Below are 16,670 nucleotides of genomic sequence, written 5' to 3' on the forward strand. Positions count from 1 at the left end.
TTGAAAATCGCCGTAGTCATACTCAACTGGAATGGGGAAGCCTTGCTCGAAAGGTTTTTGCCTTCGGTCATGGAATATTCCAAAGGAGCGGACATTTATGTGGTGGACAATGCAAGCACGGATGGGTCGGTGGATTTTCTAAAACAAAACTACCCCTCTATCGGTATTGTCCAGAACAGCACTAACGGTGGCTTTGCCAAAGGGTACAACGATGGCCTCAAGCATATTGAAGCTGATATCTTCTGTCTGTTGAATTCTGATGTGGAAGTTACTCCCAATTGGCTGGAGCCCATCAAAAATGCCTTTGAGACATTACCGGAAGCTTCCATCATCCAACCCAAAATATTAGACCTAATTAAAAAAGACCATTTTGAGTATGCCGGGGCAGCTGGAGGATTCATAGATATGTTCGGTTATCCGTTTTGCAGGGGTAGAATATTTCAGACCATAGAAAAGGACGAAGGACAGTACAACGACATCAAAGAAGTGTTTTGGGCCACGGGTGCTTGCATGTTCATCAAAAGTGATGTTTTTAAAGAACTTGGTGGCTTTGACGAAGACTATTTTGCCCATCAGGAAGAAATAGACCTGTGTTGGAGAGCTAAAAATGCAGGGCATAAGGTGTATTATGTGGGCCATAGCGAGGTGTACCATTTGGGAGGCAGCACCTTATCCAATATGAACCCAAAAAAAACTTTTCTGAATTTCAGGAACTCCCTCTACTCCATCACAAAAAATCTTCCCCGAAAAAGAGCATTGCCTTTGATATTCGCTCGATTACTCTTCGATGCCGTGGCGGCTTTACGATTCGTTTTCCAATTAAAATTTGATCACTGTTTCGCTATTTTAAGGGCACATCTCAGTTTTTATGCTAACTTTATAAAAATGTACAGAAAGCGCGAAAAAGCTAATTTTATATTAAAATACCATATTGCGACATCCATAGTATGGTCTTACTTCGTACATCAAGTAGAGAATTTTAACATTTTAGTAAAAGATTAACTAAGCCGAAAAATAGGAACCTTGGTTTTTATCTAATTTTGGTGTAGTTTTTTAACATTTGATAAATCTAACAATCCTTAAATTATACTCTGAACTATGAAAAAAATTTTTCTAGGAACATTGGCGATGACAATCCTTTTATCTTCTTGCGTATCGCAAAAGAAATATGCCGATCTTGAAGCCAAGCACAAAGAAACCCAGGACCTATTGAATTCTGCAACCGTTAAATTGAACGATTGTCTTGAAGAAAAAGCAACCGCAGACTCCAGATTAAAAACTCTGGAAGATCAAAACGCCTTCCTAAAAGCAAACAACCAAGAGCTCATCAACAATATGGGCAACTTGACAACTCTTACCACAAAAGGAGCTGAAAACCTTGAAAAATCCCTTGAGAGCCTTCAAGAAAAAGACCTTACCATTAGAAAATTGCAAAATGCCGTTACACGTAGAGACTCTGTAAACCTTGCATTGGTACAGAGCCTAAAAGGTGTTTTGGGCAACTTGGATGATGAAGACATTGAAATCAGTGTTGAAAAAGGTGTGGTATTCGTATCCATTTCCGATAAATTGTTGTTTAGAAGCGGAAGCTATAATGTAACAAATGCTGCAAAAGAAGTGCTTGGAAAAGTAGCCAAAGTGGTGAACAACAAACCTGACTTTGAATTTATGGTAGAAGGTCATACCGACAATGTACCTTATAGAAGCGGCGTTCTATTGGACAACTGGGACCTTAGTGCCAAAAGAGCAACATCTGTTGTTAGAATCCTACAAAACGATTTTGGCGTAGACCCTGCTAGAATGACAGCTGCCGGACGTAGCTACTACGTACCACTTGTAGGCAACGATACATCTGCCAACAGAGCCAAAAACAGAAGAACTAGAATTGTTGTACTTCCAAAAATCGATCAGTTCTACAACATGATCGAAGAAGGAATGAAAGATCCTGCTATCGGCGGTACAGGCAAATAAGAAATAAGCATCAGCTTAAAAATAGAAAAGCGGCCATTTGGCCGCTTTTTTTTGTTTAATTATCTCAAGGCTCCCCAAAAAATATTGGAATGCGTCATTTTGAACCTGCCTGCCGGTAGGCGGGTTTATTTCAAAATCTCATTTACTGATAAACAAATCACTTGGAGAACCTGAAACCTGCCTTTGCCAGCAGGCAAGTTCAGGTTGACGACAATTTTTGACAGATACTCTTTTTTTTCAGTATATCTCAAGGCTTCCCTTGCCTTCCCGAATCACTTCGGGTTCATCCCCTGAAAGATCTATTATTGTGGATGCCACGTTGTCCCCATATCCGCCATCAATTACAACATCAACGAGGTTTTGCCATTTTTCAAAAATCAATTCTGGATCCGTGGTGTACTCCAAAACATCGTCATCATCCCTAATGGAAGTAGAAACAATCGGATGCCCTAAGCCTGTTACCAATGCTCTTGCAATTGCATTATCGGGTACACGAATACCTACGGTCTTCTTTTTCTTAAAGTCTTTGGGGAGATTGTTGTTTCCCGGAAGTATAAAAGTGTAAGGTCCCGGAAGGGTCCTTTTAAGGATTTTAAACGTCGGACTGTCTATCTGCCGTACATAATCGGACAGATTGCTCAAATCTGCACAAATGAAGGACCAATTGGCCTTTTCCAGCTTTACCCCCTTGATTCTTGCAATACGTTGCAATGCCTTGGAATTGGTAATGTCACAGCCTAGCCCATAAACCGTATCTGTCGGGTAGATGACGAGCCCTCCCTTCCGAAGCACATCCACAACTTTTTGGACCTGCTTTGGGTTAGGGTTTTCTTCATAAAGTTTAATCAGCTCTGCCATACTTGACCAAAATACGTGGAAAAATCTCTAATGGATTGACTCACAAAGATAATACATATCAAAGTCATTGAGTCATGATTTTCACGCTGTTAAATATATGATAAAACACCCAACCCATCGTTTTTTCTGAATCTATATAAACGGAGAAGGGCCATTCATCAATTCATACGTGGCATTGGTTAATTGGTACCGTCGGTACTGAGTTAAATGTCGCAACTTTAATAAAAATAATCTGGCTATGAGACTAAAAACAAAAGTGGCATTTTTGGTAAGTTGCTCTCTTCTAATACTTTTTGTGAGTTGCAAACCATCGAACAAATCGGATAACAAAGCGTTTAGTACAGAAGAAACTCTCGCAGAATTGGATGGTCTATTAAGTCGGTTACATCAAATTGACAACACTGACTGCAAAAACTTAGATGAGATAGTTACCATTAATGAGCGTATGAGAAGGATTGTAGAAAATGTCCGCACAAACGAGAAGTTTGAAGGTCTGATAAAATCATTTGACAAAACAGTCCATCAAATTAGCTTCATATTTTCTGGAGACAAACAATTTGCGGTATTTTCTTGGCAGACCAAAATGGATTGTTTGGGCAATAGCATCAAAAATATTGCACTTTATAAGTATGAAGACAAAGTAAAGGCTTCCTCATTGTACGGGAATCCTATGGTGTACCATCGTATAAAATCCAACAAACAGGATGAAAACAAGACGCTGTACATCTTGGAAGGTAGTTACTTAACGGAAAAAGATCTAAATGATTTGGTCCAAAGCGGGTATAAAATCACCAACGGGTATTTGGCAGAATCACAAATTCCGGAAACGGAGCAAGCTTATGTGGATAACACATCACTATGAAAACAAGATGTTTTTAAATGTCTTAAAAATCATCACTCTAAACCTTAATGATTACAAAATAATTAGAATAAGCTGCAAAACTCGCTGTGGCCAGTACAATCAATTATTGGATACTGTCCCAAGCAACCTTTTCATAAAACCCAATATCATCCAAAACCACAACGCCCAAAGTATCTCTATCAAAAACCAAGTTGATGCTTTGTAACTTGGACAGGTTTAAGCTATCGTTCTGCTTTAGAAAAGAAGAAATGGGCACATAACAACTTTTCAACTGGATTTCGGAAGCTTCACCAATCATTTCTTTATCCAAGAACTTAAATTTAGTGAACTTGGTCTTGATGGTACCCGGCAGTTTGTTGTTATCCGCCAACACTACCGAAGCAAAATTTCCTAGACTATCCTGGAGCATAATACTAAAATTGAACCCCACTTTTGGCGTTTCAGGCTTTTCATCTTCATCTTCAAATTTAAGTTCCGATATATCGCCCATGGCCATAGAAAGTGCCAAGGTAGCAGCAGTCCCAAAATTCTTTAAGGTGTCGGGCAATCGAATGCTATAAATAGGTATGGAATCAGTTTCAACATCCGAGCTATGGCTCCAACCGAGCACCAATGCATTGTTCTGCTGGCTCCCGCCATCCCTGGCCAACAATTCTGTTTCACGCCACACCTTAAAATTTTCGGCGGACAATTTTATATCATTTGAAGCACTGGTTACATCCAAGTCGCCTTCAAAATTGACCAGTACATTTTTATGAATGTCACTGTATTGGCTCCTATAGTTTTCCTCGGGCAACCAATCACTTACCAAGTCCACATTTTGGAACATAGGCTGATAATCCTTGTTTCCTTTTAGAACAGCCTCCGCAAAAGCGCTCACATAAACTTTGGCAGCTTGGCGCTGTTCTTCGCCCGAAATCAAAGGTTTAAGGTTAAGTAACCATTTCATGGGCGCACCAAAATCCGACCGTCCCCAAGTGGAGTTAAACTGACCGTGGTTTGCATGATTCATGTAAAGACCAGCTTTGAAGCCATCAAAATCCTCAGAAAACGTTAAGCGATGAAAAGGTCGCATTCCCCAAAAACTGGTCTCATCCGAGTCATAAGCCCCTTGAATGGACAAATAATTAATGTCTTGCAGGCTAATTTCACGATTATACCGGTAATCCGTGGGAGCTATGGTGATAATGCCTTTGATTCCAAAACCAAAATCAAAGGTTTCATTGCCATTGTCGGGAAATCTATCCAAGGTATTGAATGCCGCAGCGATAGATACCGCCTCCCCTCCTCGGGAATGACCCACAAGAACAATATTGTCCATATCCACTTTGCCAGCCATATCAGAATTGCTGTCTTGGTTCCATTCCCTCCATTGCTCCAGATGTTTGAGCAACAACCATCCACGGGTTGGCATTTCCTTTCCTCTAAAATCACCGGACCAGTGCCCGTTGATAAAGTTCTCGTCCACAGAAACTCCAATAATTCCCCTACTGGCCAAAAGTTCTCCAAGATAGGCATACCCACCATCGGAATAATCCAGCATGCTGTGGTTCCCATGCACCATCATCACCATAGGGAAAGGACCTTCTCCTTGGGGCATATACACCCGGGCATTTAATGGGAAGCTATCCACACCAAAGCCCCAGTATTTTTCACGCCATTTCTTCTTCTTGCCCTTCCATTCCGGAAGTAATAATGATGCATTTACCGTTGGCGTCTTCATTTTTACGCCATCGGCATATTCGGGTCGTTTATCATCAGTGCCACTGCCATAGGTAAAGGTCTCTATATCAAAATTGCCTTTGGTTGATGGATTTTTGACGCCCATTTCACTCAAAAAAGCAACATCAACTTTTTCTTCTGACGATGTTTCATCCATATAAGGATCACCATCCAAAGCATTAAATCCATAAAACCCTAAAACCAACATAACAACACTCAAAACAATTAGGATGCCCCCTGTTTTCCCATTTTTCTTTTTGATGATTTGCCAAACACCTAAGGTCAACAGCACCAAACAAATGAATCCAAATAAAGCTAAACCATAAAATAGCATGGAAGGCCATCCAAAGGCATACATACGCATGATATATAGCGCCAAAAAACCACCTAAAACTGTAGTAACAAGGGTCAAGGGTATTTTTTTGGCCAAAGGTGCCAGCCAACTGAGCAGCAATTTTAATAGAATGATCAAAACAAAACCTATCAGTATTCCTGCCAACATGGTCACCCAAGCAGGGTAGCCGATGGCATAATGATAACCCGACACTCCAAAAAGAGTGATAACAAGAATAGCTACTGCAATAAATACGGGTTTGAGAAAGAGATTTTTCATAGGGGGATGTTGGTTGGTTTATTAAAAATAACAGCTTTGAATTTAAGCATTTTTGCCCACCCAAACAGCCTCTAAATAATTAATTGGAAAATCCCTAAACCAGTGATGGTTTAATTATCAGATAGCGAAAATTTATTAGGCACTGTCCAAAACCTCAAGTTTGGCGAAACGTAGCAACAGTTTTTTGATGCCACCTTGGTCAAAATGGATTTCAGCCTTTCTATCATTCCCCGCGCCTTCAATATTTAGTATTTTTCCTCGTCCAAATCGGGTATGGTTCACTCGTGCCCCGGTAACCAGGCCTGGGTCCAAATCCATGGCTTTGGCAGGGGCGGAAATTTCAGGTTTTAGCTTTCGTAGTTTTCGTAATTGGTTTTCATTGGGCTTCTGCGTACTTGGCGGTGTCCCATTTCGGGGTTTCACCTGTCGCAGTTTGCTCTTGTCAACCTCACCAAAAATATTCTTATCGATTGTGGATTTATACCGATAACCATCGTTCACAGGGGTTAAATTTTCCACATACTGCTCCTCAATCTCCTCCAAAAAACGACTGGGTTCAGCGTCAATTAGTTTACCCCACCTATATCGATTTTGGGTATAGGTAAGAAACGCTTGTTTTTCGGCTCGGGTCAAGGCTACGTAAAATAACCTTCTTTCCTCTTCCAATTCACTTCGGGTGTTCATACTCATAGCAGAAGGGAACAAATCCTCTTCCATCCCCACAATGTAAACGTATGGAAATTCCAATCCTTTGGCCAAGTGGATGGTCATCAAAGCCACTCTATCGTCATCTTCGATATCCTTGTCCATATCGGTGGCAAGGGCAACATCTTCCAAAAACTCGGTGAGACTTCCCGTGGCATCGGCAATTTCTTTTTGACCTTCAACAAAATCCTTGATACCGTTCAAAAGCTCTTCGATGTTCTCCATCTTGGCAATTCCCTCTGGCGTACCGTCTTTTTTAAACTCCAAAAGCAAGCCTGTTTTTTTGGCCACGTGTTCCGCCAAGGTAAAGGCATCGGAACCCTCGTTCATTATTTGGAAACTTTTGATCATAGTGACGAAATCCGTCAACTTCCGCTTGGTTCCGGCATTAATGTTCAAATTGAGCTTATCCAGATGCTCCATTACCTCGTAAATGGAACGATTGTAATGATTGGCTGCCACCACAAGCTTATCCACAGTGGTTTGCCCAATTCCTCTTGTGGGGAAGTTGATGACCCGCTTTAGCGCCTCCTCATCCTTTGGATTGATGATCAATCGCAGATAGGCGAGCACGTCCTTGATCTCTTTACGCTGATAGAAGGATAGACCGCCATAAATCCGATAAGGAATATCACGTTTACGAAGCGCATCCTCAATAGCTCTTGATTGTGAATTGGTCCGATAGAGCACGGCAAAATCACCATTTTGCATCTGATTTTGCATCTTGCTCTCAAAAATGGAGCCCGCTACGTAGCGTCCTTCTTCGGCATCGGTGACACTGCGGTGTATTTTTATAAGCCCACCATCATCATTGGAGGTCCAAACATTCTTCTCCAACTGGTTTTTATTATTTGCTATGATGGAATTTGCTGCGCTGACAATGTTTTTGGTAGAACGGTAATTTTGTTCCAAACGGTACATCGCCACATCGTCGTAGTCTTTTTGAAAGTTAAGGATATTGCTGATGTTCGCCCCACGGAAGGAATAAATACTCTGTGCATCGTCCCCTACCACGCAAATATTTTGATAACGGTCAGATAAAGCTTTCACGATCAAATACTGGGAATGGTTGGTATCTTGGTACTCATCCACCAAAATGTATCGAAAACGGTCTTGATACTTCATCAACACCTCCGGAAAACGGGTCAACAGCTCATTGGTCCGCAACAAAAGGTCATCAAAATCCATAGCACCAGCCTTAAAGCATCGATCCACATAATTCTGATAAATTTCTCCCAATCTTGGGCGTTTTGCCATGGCATCTGCCTCTATCAATTCAGGGTTCTGAAAATAGGCCTTAACAGTAATTAAACTGTTTTTATAGGATGAAATCCGGTTTTGTACTTGTTTGTACTTGTAAATATCCTTGTCCAGCCCCATCTCCTTAATGATGGAAGCAATCAAACGTTGGGAGTCCTGCGTATCGTAAATGGTGAAGTTGCTGGGGTACCCCAGTTTATTTCCATCAAAGCGAAGCAATTTGGCAAAAACGGAGTGGAATGTCCCCATCCATAGGTTTTTGGCCTCGGAATTTCCAACAATGGCAGCGATACGCTTCTTCATCTCACGCGCTGCCTTGTTGGTAAAGGTAAGGGCCAAAATATTAAAGGAGTCCACCCCCTGCTCCATCAAGTGGGCTATTCTGTAAGTGAGTACCCGGGTTTTACCAGAGCCTGCACCGGCAATCACCATTAGAGGTCCATCCTTGTGCAGCACAGGAGCGCGCTGCGCATCGTTCAATTCATCTATAAAATCACTCAAGGGCCAGAATCTTTTAAAAGTAGATGTGAAATTAGCCATTATTGATCTCTTGCTAAAATCAAGCTTTCAATTTTTATAAACATCGTTTTCGGTTTTGGCCTTATTTTTAAATATATTTAACATCTTAATTAAAATAGCTGATGAATTTTCACCACCTCCCCCTATTCCTTTTAGTTTTTGTTACATTTTCTGGAATTTCACAAACTACCAAAGCAGGTCCCATCATAGGGGACTACGGTGCTGTATGGGAAATAGAAGACCCCGATTTTAAAACTGACAAATCAAAAGAGTTTAAAGTGGTTTTTGATGTAAAAGTTGGTCCAGAATCCGATACGGAAATCAATAGAAACCTAAATACCGTAGCACGTTTTTTAAATATGCATGCCCAAAGTGGTGTACCTGCTTCGCAATTGAAGGTTGCACTGATTGTTCATGGTACCGCCGCTAGAAACTTGTTGAAAGACGTGGCATATAAAGATAGATACAAGGTAGCCAATCCAAACCGGAAGCTGGTGGAGGATTTACTCGAAGCCGGTGTAGAAGTTATCATGTGCGGGCAATCGTCCAAAACAAGGGAACTTCCAAAGGAAGAATTAATACCTGGTGTTAAGATTGCGCTATCTGCAATGACGGCCAACATCCAATTGCAAAACCAAGGATACCGTCCAATCAATTTATAAACTAACTCAACCCGATTATGAAGAAAATTTTAGCACTTGCTTTTTGTTCTGCAAGCTTAAGTATGTATGCCCAAGACCACGGGCTCGAAAAAGACATCGCCGCAGTCGAATCCAAAGTAATCGAATGGCGACGCGATATGCACCAAAACCCAGAACTCAGTAACAGAGAGTTTAAAACAGCTGAAAAAATTGCCGCCCATTTAAAATCTTTGGGCATCGAAGTACAAACAGGGGTTGCCCACACAGGTGTTGTAGGGCTTTTAAAAGGAGACCATCCCGGAAAAGTGGTTGCCCTTAGAGCAGATATTGATGCGCTGCCCGTTACCGAAAGAAATGACCTTCCCTTTAAATCTGAAGTAACATCCGAGTATTTAGGTGAAGAAGTTGGTGTGATGCATGCTTGCGGGCACGATACCCACATTGCCATTATGATGGGAACCGCAGAGGTTTTGGCCAATAATAAGGATAAAATCCACGGAACCATCAAATTTATATTCCAACCTGCCGAAGAAGGAGCACCTCCGGGAGAAGAAGGTGGTGCCGCACTTATGGTAAAGGAAGGCGTACTTGAAAACCCGAAAGTGGATGCCATTTATGGGCTTCATATTGGTTCCTACCTACCTGTGGGGCATATTGCCTATAAACCAGGTGGTGCTTTGGCCGCTGCGCAACGCTTTGTGGTGAAAATCAAAGGAAAGCAATCCCACGGTTCACAGCCTTGGGGAGGAATCGACCCCATTTTTGTGGCTTCCAAAATTGTGGATGGCTACCAGTCCATCATCAGCCGTGAATTGGAATTGACCAAGGAAGCTGCTGTCATCACCGTTGGAAAAATCAGTGGTGGTGTGCGTAACAACATTATTCCAGAAAGCGCAGAACTTATTGGAACCATCCGTACATTGGATTACGATATGCAAAAACAAGTGAACGATAGAATGATAGAAATGGCAGAAACCATTGCCAAGGCCTATCGTGCCGAAGCTACTGTGGAAATTGCCAAAGGGGTGCCAATCACCTATAATGATACCGACTTGACCGCAGCATCGCTTCCAAGTCTTCAAGAAGTGGCCGGTGCCGAAAATGTGCATTTGATCAAAGCCATTACGGGAGCGGAGGATTTTTCGTTCTATCAAGAAAAAGTCCCTGGCTTCTTTTACATTTTGGGCGGTAAAGACCCCAACGCGGGTCCCGATGAGCATTTTCCGCACCACACACCAGATTTCAAAATTGATGACAGCGGGTTGCAACTAGGTGTAAAAGCGATGACCGAGATTGCTTTGGATTATTTGGACAGAAGTAAATAAATGTTTTTTTACAGCTGTCAATTCGAGTGGTTTTTTTGAAGAGCATCGAAAAAAAATTGTATCGAGAATTGAAGTATCAGAATTATCTGATACTATGATAAAATAAAGCTTAAAGCCCCAATATCCTCCAGCATTTGGAATTTGGATATTGGGGCTTGATATTTGTAGCTACTACGTCAAATTAAAAAATATGGAAGCATTCCTTGATTTTCTAGCTGATATTCCTTGGTGGGCTTGGCTTCTGATTTTCCTATTTTTGGTTGCCATTCGCGACATCTTCTTCCAAAAAGCGCATACCATCAGTCATAACTATCCCATTGTGGGTCACCTTCGGTATTGGTTGGAAAGTATAGGGCCGGAAATGCGACAATATTTTGTGGCCAACAATCGAGAAGAGCTTCCCTTTAACCGTATTGAACGTAGTTGGATCTATGCTTCTGCAAAAAAAGAGAACAATTATGAGGGCTTTGGAACGGACAGAGATATTTACAAGCATCAACACATCTTCATAAAAAATGCGATGATTGGATTTCAAGTACCCAAAAATCACCCGAACAATGAACACCCCTATTTTTTGCCCTGCGCCAAAGTAATGGGAGCTTACAACAAACGTAAAAAACCCTATCGTCCTGCATCCATCATCAACGTTTCTGCCATGAGTTTTGGTTCTTTGTCCGCTGCTGCCATAGCATCTTTGAACCAGGGTGTAGAAAAATGTGGCGCTTACCACAACACAGGTGAGGGTGGATTATCCCCTTATCATAAAAAGGGCGGGGAGGTTATTTTCCATTTTGGAACAGGTTATTTTGGCGTAAGGTCTCGTGATGGTGGTTTTTCTATGGACAAATTAAAGGTCTTGGTAGATGAAAATCCCTGCATCAAAGCCATTGAAATCAAACTTTCACAAGGGGCAAAACCTGGGAAGGGAGGCGTGTTGCCCGGCTCTAAAATAACGCCCGAACTTGCAGAAATACGTGGTGTTGAGGTAGGAAAAGATGTCATCTCCCCTCCTACCCACAAAGCTTTTTCCACAATTCCTGAACTTATGGATTTTATTGAATCCATTGCGGAAGAAACAGGACTGCCCGTGGGCATTAAAGGCGCCATAGGAAAAGTTGAACAATGGATGGAATTGGCCGATTTAATGAAAAAGACCGGGAAAGGCCCGGATTTCATCACCATTGATGGTGGTGAAGGTGGAACGGGTGCGGCGCCTCCAAGTTTTGCCGACCATGTTTCGCTGCCTTGGACCTATGGTTTTTCAAAAGTTTACAGTCTGTTCAAGGAACGTGAACTTACGGAGCGGATTGTCTTTATCGGTAGCGGAAAACTGGGCTTTCCTGGTAAAGCCGCGATGGCTTTTGCCATGGGGGCCGATTGCATCAATGTGGCCCGGGAAGCCATGATGAGCATCGGTTGTATCCAAGCACAGGTTTGTCACACCAACCGTTGTCCTGCTGGTGTCGCGACCCAAAGCAAGTGGCGTCAAAGTGGTATTAATGTACCGTTAAAATCCGATAGATTGGCACAGTATTTTAAAACATTTAGAAAGGAGTTTTTGGAAATTACGCATGCGGCAGGTTACGAACATCCCTGTCAATTTAATATGGATGATGTGCAAGTAAACGTAGATGATGATTATCTTAGCAGCGATTTAAAGTCGGTTTATGGATATCAAAAAGAAAAAGTGAAGTTTGATTCAATGCAACAACTTTTTGATTGTAAACACCTTGGTGGAAAACCAACAATAAAAAAAAACAACATAATTTAGACCCGAATATTTAAACAGAATAATTGTACTACTTATGAAAAGAAACTTACCCCTTATCCTTCTTTTAGCGATAGCCACCAGTGCTTTTTCCCAACGAAAAAGCGAGCTTTTTGCAGAAATTGACACTTTAAAGACTCAAATTTCCAAAGTGGAGCAGGAATTGGCAGTAGCAAAGCGAGAAATATCATCTGCAAATGCAGAGGCAGAGGCACTTAAATCTGAAAATGCTACCCTCCGAGATGCCAATGCTACGCTTTTAAGCAATATGAGCAACTTCTCGGAACTATCTAAACAAAATTCGGATAATGTAGACCGTGCTATGGAAGCTTTGGCCAGAAAGGAAAGACAATTGAGCGGTATCAACGATATGATTTCCGCAAACGATTCCACCGCCATTGTTTCTTTGACCCGAATCAAACAAACTTTAGGAGAAAACGCCAAAGTGGGTGTTGAAGGAGGTATTGTTGTTATCAGTAATAGTATCACCGCACTTTTTGATTCGGATACATCAGCTAAGTTGACCGAAGAAGGTAAAACTTGGTTAACGGGAGTTGCCAATGTGATCAAAACCAATCCCGATTTTAAGACAGAAGTGGAAGGCTTGAACATTACCGGGGAGTTTGCCCCAACCTTCAATCAGGTTGCCGCTATCGCTTCAGAATTGGTGACAAGCTTGGAGGTTCCTGCGGAAAGCATAGCGATTTCTGCTAAGGACGGAAACTTCAAGGAAGGTATCAATATCAAACTACGACCCGATTATAAAGGTTTTTACGCCAAGGCCAAAGAAAGTGCGAAAGCTGGCCAATAACCTTTCACCTAAAATACTTTTTGGGATTTTGATGCGTTCTTGGTAGTGTAAAATCAATAAAAAACCAGACTACCGTATGAGTGGAGATCAAATCCTTCAGTTATTTGCTTATTTGTTACCGGCCGTTGTTACCGGCGCTGTTGCCTTCTATTTCTTTAGATTGCACACTCGAAACGAAGATGGACGCAGACGATTTTTGCTGCACAAAGATTCCCAAAAAGAAACTTTGCCCATTCGTTTACAGGCCTACGAACGCATGGCACTTTTCTTGGAACGTATAGCATTGAACAGCCTAGTTGTGCGTGTGGCACCTGCCGGAAAAAGTAAAAGTGATTACGAAAACTTGCTTATAAAACAGATTGAAACAGAATTTGAACATAATTTATCGCAACAGATCTATATGTCAGATTCTTGCTGGAACATCATCAAAACAGCTAAAAACACAACGATTCAAATCATCCGTTCCGCTGGAATGAGCGAGACCGATTCACCGGACAAGCTGCGCGAAGATATTCTCAATCAAACCATGGAAAAGGAATCTCCTTCCAGTGCTGCTCTGGCCTTTGTAAAAAAGGAAGTAACCGACCTCTGGAAATAGCCTATTCCTGCCGTTCAGGTTCAATGGGGCTAGTTTCCTCGTTCTTGTTCTTGGCATACAAATAACCGCGTTTCCACCACAAAGTCATTCTTTCCTTGTTGAAAATCAATGAGTTTGTGGTGAGAACCGTTGGCGTATAGTAGAAATTGATGATTGCATTCTTCTGATTGGCCACCAACTTTCCAATTCGGATATTCTGATTCTCGATTCGATCCAACATAAAACCAAAAATGGTGGTGATGAGATCAAAAGGGTTTTTGGAAGACATTCGGTTTAGGTGATTCACCTCGGTATGAAGCACAACCACATCAACTTCTGTAGCACCTCGGTTCAGCGCTTCCTCAATGGGCACCAAAGTTCCCAAGCCGCCATCGGCATATTCACAGCCATTTTTTTTGACTAAACTCATAAAAGGTGTGTAGTTGGATGAAATCCATATCCAATCACAAAATTCATCGTAGGTACAATCGTTGATAGACTTATATTCCACTTGATTCAACGATAAATTGGATACGGTAACCACCACGTCCATTTTACTCTTTTTCAAATCGTTAAATTCCTCAAGTGTGATGGATTTGCGAATCAATTTTCGGAGGTTTTCACTTTCCCCGAAGGTTTTTTTGCCCTTTATAAAGTTCTTGATCACATTCCAATGGTTGATGGCAATGATTTCGACCCCATGTTTTTTCTTAATGATAAACGGGCAATTATTGAAAATGCTTTTTTGGTTGACGTTGGAATAAATATGCTTTATTTTGTCCAACTTGTTCAGGGCCAAATGGGAAATCAAAAGGCTTCCCGTGGAAGTCCCAACAAATAAATCGTAATCGTGCTTGGCTTCTTGAATCAAAAATTGGGCAACTCCTCCTGCAAATGCGCCTTTGCTGCCCCCTCCAGAAATGACCAATGCCCTCATTCACTTAAAGTTTTTCCAAATATTGTTTTTCTTGTTGACTTAACAAAGGGTAAATACTCTTAATACGGGCCGTATTCCCCTCGGATTGTAAAAAGTCGCTCAATATTTCCCTGGCCGATTTTTTGAAGTGCCATACGTGGTGACTACAGGACTCCACCAGGTTTTTTAACACGGTATCCGTAAAACCTCCTATACTTTTTAAGTACTGAAAGGCAATCAAACGAGTCTCAAAATGATGTTCCGAACCAGTGTACCCGCTCAATTCATCAAAATAAAGTGCTTTTGAATCGGGGTTATATTCTGGCGACACCAAGGCCAGTGTCAACCAGAGCAATCGGATGTTCTTATTGGGAAATCCCATGATGCCGTCCGTTTCATTGAGGTATTTACTTCTATTTTGAGGGAAATCGGTCCACAAGCGATACAAAGCAGCCTCCAATGTAGTATAGCTTTTATCTTTTAAAAGTCCTTCGATATCCGTTTGAAGCTCATCCGGGATTTTATTCTGTGAAAGGATAACAGCCTGTCGAACTTTTAAGCCTTCGGATTTGATAATATCGCCCAAAAAATCTGTTGAAACCTTATCACCATAATCCAAAATAAGGTTTTCTTTTAGTTGGTTTGATTTTATTCTTTTCCAAGCTCGTTTTAAGATGGACTCGGTTTTTTCAGGTTGCTTCGCTATCTTATTTTTAAGCTCAAAATAGGTTTTGATGGATACATTTTTTTCTTCCAAAAAAGCAACTACTTGATCATGAGGAAATTCAGGATTCTCCAGCCACAACTTCTCAAAATCATCAAGGTTGGTATTGGAAACCATTTCCAGTTCTTCTATCAAGTTTGGAATCGTAACGTTTTTGAAAGCATATTTATTGAGATAGTTCTGTATGCCTTTTTTAAAAGCTTCCTCTCCTACTCTATCTCTGAGCAGTACCAAGGCCCAAGCGCCTTTTTCGTAAAAAGTAAGGCTGCCTGCGTTCGGATTGCGAAGCGCCTCGCCACCGTCATCTCCAGAGAAACGCTGTAAGGCATTGGCCGTTTCCAACAATTGCCAGTAGTAATAATCATCCCCAAAAATGTCCTTTTCAGCCAAGTACGCATAATAAGTGGCAAAACCTTCGTGCAGCCAATGGTGTTCACTGCTGGTTTCGGTCACTAAATTACCAAACCATTGGTGGGCCAATTCGTGCGCATTCACATTAACATAGTTTTTGTCAACAAAGGCCGTGGAATCTATCACATACTGATTGGAAAATATGGTACAGCTGGTGTTCTCCATCCCTGCGTACAGAAAATCCTGAACGGGAATTTGCTTGTAATTCTGCCAAGGATAAGCCACACCGATTTCTTTCTCTAAAAAGTCGAAAATATGCTTTGTGTATCGGTAAGTAGGCTCCACTTTCGTGAAATCAGTGGGTTCATAATACAGTTCCATCGGTATTCTCGAGGATGATTCAATCACTTTTTTATTATAGTCCCCAATGGCAAAACCTACCAGGTAGCTACTCATCGGTTTCTCCATATCAAAATGCCACAAATACCCTTTGGAATCTGACAAGGTGTCTTTTTTGACCAATTTCCCGTTCGCAATTACCGTATAATCCTGCTCTAGGACGATATCCAGGTCAAACTCGACCTTTTCGGTCATATCATCAAAACTGGGCAACCAATGACTGGTATATTTTCCCTGTCCTTGGGTCCAAACCTGCTCATTGTTTCTGACACCATCATCCCATCCTAAAAAATATACCGTTTGTTTGGGTTTGGCCACATAATCTAGCTTTAGCATATGATTACCGCCCTTTTCCAGCTTTTTTTTGATGGTTATTTTTCGACCATTGTAATCAAAATCTATCTTTGTATGATCCAGAAAAACCGATGAAAACTCCAAGTCTACAGCATCAAGGTAAATGGAACCCACATCTTCAATTACATCAAATTGATAGGTCACGCTACCGTTTATGCGGTTTTCGGAAGGTGTTGGCTCAATCAAAACTTTGGCGTGGACAAAGTCGACCTTATCCTGAACTTGACTGGACAAGAACTGTACAAATAGGAAAAAAACGACTACGGGGCTCAGCTTCATACCATCATCTTATCA

13 protein-coding genes are annotated in these 16,670 nt (G+C 41.5%); 8 read left to right on the forward strand and 5 right to left on the reverse strand.

What is annotated here, in order from left to right; all coding sequences use genetic code 11:
* Positions 1 to 1,002 carry a glycosyltransferase family 2 protein gene (locus J4E06_RS15105; protein WP_349524812.1) on the forward strand — a complete coding sequence of 334 codons (1,002 nt, stop codon included), beginning with the start codon at positions 1 to 3 and terminating at the stop codon, positions 1,000 to 1,002.
* A gap of 96 nt (positions 1,003 to 1,098) precedes the next feature.
* The gene (locus J4E06_RS15110) at positions 1,099 to 1,971 is read left to right on the forward strand and encodes an OmpA/MotB family protein (RefSeq protein WP_349524813.1); all 873 of its coding nucleotides are present in this window, start codon (positions 1,099 to 1,101) and stop codon (positions 1,969 to 1,971) included.
* A 237-nt stretch (positions 1,972 to 2,208) separates the two neighbouring features.
* Here the strand turns inward: J4E06_RS15110 and J4E06_RS15115 are convergent, their stop codons facing one another.
* Positions 2,209 to 2,829: an L-threonylcarbamoyladenylate synthase gene (locus tag J4E06_RS15115; RefSeq protein WP_349524814.1), complete on the reverse strand. Its 621-nt coding sequence runs from the start codon at positions 2,827 to 2,829 to the stop codon at positions 2,209 to 2,211.
* 238 nt (positions 2,830 to 3,067) lie between these two features.
* On the opposite strand from J4E06_RS15115, the gene J4E06_RS15120 reads away from it, so the two are divergent.
* Positions 3,068 to 3,691: a hypothetical protein gene (locus J4E06_RS15120; RefSeq protein WP_349524815.1), complete on the forward strand. Its 624-nt coding sequence runs from the start codon at positions 3,068 to 3,070 to the stop codon at positions 3,689 to 3,691.
* A gap of 103 nt (positions 3,692 to 3,794) precedes the next feature.
* On the opposite strand, the gene J4E06_RS15125 is transcribed toward J4E06_RS15120, so the two are convergent.
* Complete coding sequence (locus J4E06_RS15125) at positions 3,795 to 6,026, reverse strand: alpha/beta hydrolase family protein (protein WP_349524817.1); 2,232 nt, start codon at positions 6,024 to 6,026, stop codon at positions 3,795 to 3,797.
* 135 nt (positions 6,027 to 6,161) lie between these two features.
* Positions 6,162 to 8,531, reverse strand: coding sequence for an ATP-dependent helicase (locus J4E06_RS15130; protein ID WP_349524818.1), 2,370 nt, complete (start codon positions 8,529 to 8,531; stop codon positions 6,162 to 6,164).
* 101 nt (positions 8,532 to 8,632) lie between these two features.
* Here J4E06_RS15130 and J4E06_RS15135 point away from each other — a divergent pair, with 101 nt between their 5' ends.
* From J4E06_RS15135 to J4E06_RS15155, 5 genes are all read left to right on the forward strand, one after another.
* Positions 8,633 to 9,172, forward strand: a complete 540-nt coding sequence (locus tag J4E06_RS15135; protein ID WP_349524819.1) for a DsrE family protein — start codon at positions 8,633 to 8,635, stop codon at positions 9,170 to 9,172.
* A 17-nt stretch (positions 9,173 to 9,189) separates the two neighbouring features.
* A complete protein-coding gene (locus tag J4E06_RS15140) occupies positions 9,190 to 10,476 on the forward strand; it encodes an amidohydrolase (RefSeq protein ID WP_349524820.1) in 1,287 nt (428 codons plus the stop codon).
* 190 nt (positions 10,477 to 10,666) lie between these two features.
* On the forward strand, positions 10,667 to 12,247 hold the full coding sequence (locus J4E06_RS15145) for an FMN-binding glutamate synthase family protein (RefSeq protein WP_349524821.1): 1,581 nt from the start codon (positions 10,667 to 10,669) through the stop codon (positions 12,245 to 12,247).
* Between the two features lie 34 nt (positions 12,248 to 12,281).
* Positions 12,282 to 13,055, forward strand: coding sequence for an OmpA family protein (locus J4E06_RS15150; protein ID WP_349524822.1), 774 nt, complete (start codon positions 12,282 to 12,284; stop codon positions 13,053 to 13,055).
* 76 nt (positions 13,056 to 13,131) lie between these two features.
* The gene (locus tag J4E06_RS15155; protein WP_349524823.1) at positions 13,132 to 13,653 is read left to right on the forward strand and encodes a DUF7935 family protein; all 522 of its coding nucleotides are present in this window, start codon (positions 13,132 to 13,134) and stop codon (positions 13,651 to 13,653) included.
* Between the two features lies 1 nt (position 13,654).
* On the opposite strand, the gene J4E06_RS15160 is transcribed toward J4E06_RS15155, so the two are convergent.
* Both J4E06_RS15160 and J4E06_RS15165 read right to left on the reverse strand, forming a co-directional pair.
* A complete protein-coding gene (locus J4E06_RS15160; RefSeq protein ID WP_349524824.1) occupies positions 13,655 to 14,569 on the reverse strand; it encodes a patatin-like phospholipase family protein in 915 nt (304 codons plus the stop codon).
* Between the two features lie 4 nt (positions 14,570 to 14,573).
* A complete protein-coding gene (locus tag J4E06_RS15165; protein WP_349524825.1) occupies positions 14,574 to 16,655 on the reverse strand; it encodes a M1 family metallopeptidase in 2,082 nt (693 codons plus the stop codon).
* Positions 16,656 to 16,670: the final 15 nt, after the last annotated feature.

This window comes from Allomuricauda sp. NFXS6, assembly GCF_040148835.1.
Taxonomy (GTDB): domain Bacteria; phylum Bacteroidota; class Bacteroidia; order Flavobacteriales; family Flavobacteriaceae; genus Flagellimonas.

What these genes read in the sequence shown, in the direction of transcription:
- J4E06_RS15115 (WP_349524814.1), bottom strand. Translation starts at nt 2,829, where the DNA reads ATGGCAGAGCTGATTAAACTTTATGAAGAAAACCCTAACCCAAAGCAG.
- J4E06_RS15160 (WP_349524824.1), bottom strand. Translation starts at nt 14,569, where the DNA reads ATGAGGGCATTGGTCATTTCTGGAGGGGGCAGCAAAGGCGCATTTGCA.
- J4E06_RS15165 (WP_349524825.1), bottom strand. Translation starts at nt 16,655, where the DNA reads ATGAAGCTGAGCCCCGTAGTCGTTTTTTTCCTATTTGTACAGTTCTTG.
- J4E06_RS15125 (WP_349524817.1), bottom strand. Translation starts at nt 6,026, where the DNA reads ATGAAAAATCTCTTTCTCAAACCCGTATTTATTGCAGTAGCTATTCTT.
- J4E06_RS15130 (WP_349524818.1), bottom strand. Translation starts at nt 8,531, where the DNA reads ATGGCTAATTTCACATCTACTTTTAAAAGATTCTGGCCCTTGAGTGAT.
- J4E06_RS15150 (WP_349524822.1), top strand. Translation starts at nt 12,282, where the DNA reads ATGAAAAGAAACTTACCCCTTATCCTTCTTTTAGCGATAGCCACCAGT.
- J4E06_RS15135 (WP_349524819.1), top strand. Translation starts at nt 8,633, where the DNA reads ATGAATTTTCACCACCTCCCCCTATTCCTTTTAGTTTTTGTTACATTT.
- J4E06_RS15120 (WP_349524815.1), top strand. Translation starts at nt 3,068, where the DNA reads ATGAGACTAAAAACAAAAGTGGCATTTTTGGTAAGTTGCTCTCTTCTA.
- J4E06_RS15110 (WP_349524813.1), top strand. Translation starts at nt 1,099, where the DNA reads ATGAAAAAAATTTTTCTAGGAACATTGGCGATGACAATCCTTTTATCT.
- J4E06_RS15145 (WP_349524821.1), top strand. Translation starts at nt 10,667, where the DNA reads ATGGAAGCATTCCTTGATTTTCTAGCTGATATTCCTTGGTGGGCTTGG.
- J4E06_RS15155 (WP_349524823.1), top strand. Translation starts at nt 13,132, where the DNA reads ATGAGTGGAGATCAAATCCTTCAGTTATTTGCTTATTTGTTACCGGCC.
- J4E06_RS15140 (WP_349524820.1), top strand. Translation starts at nt 9,190, where the DNA reads ATGAAGAAAATTTTAGCACTTGCTTTTTGTTCTGCAAGCTTAAGTATG.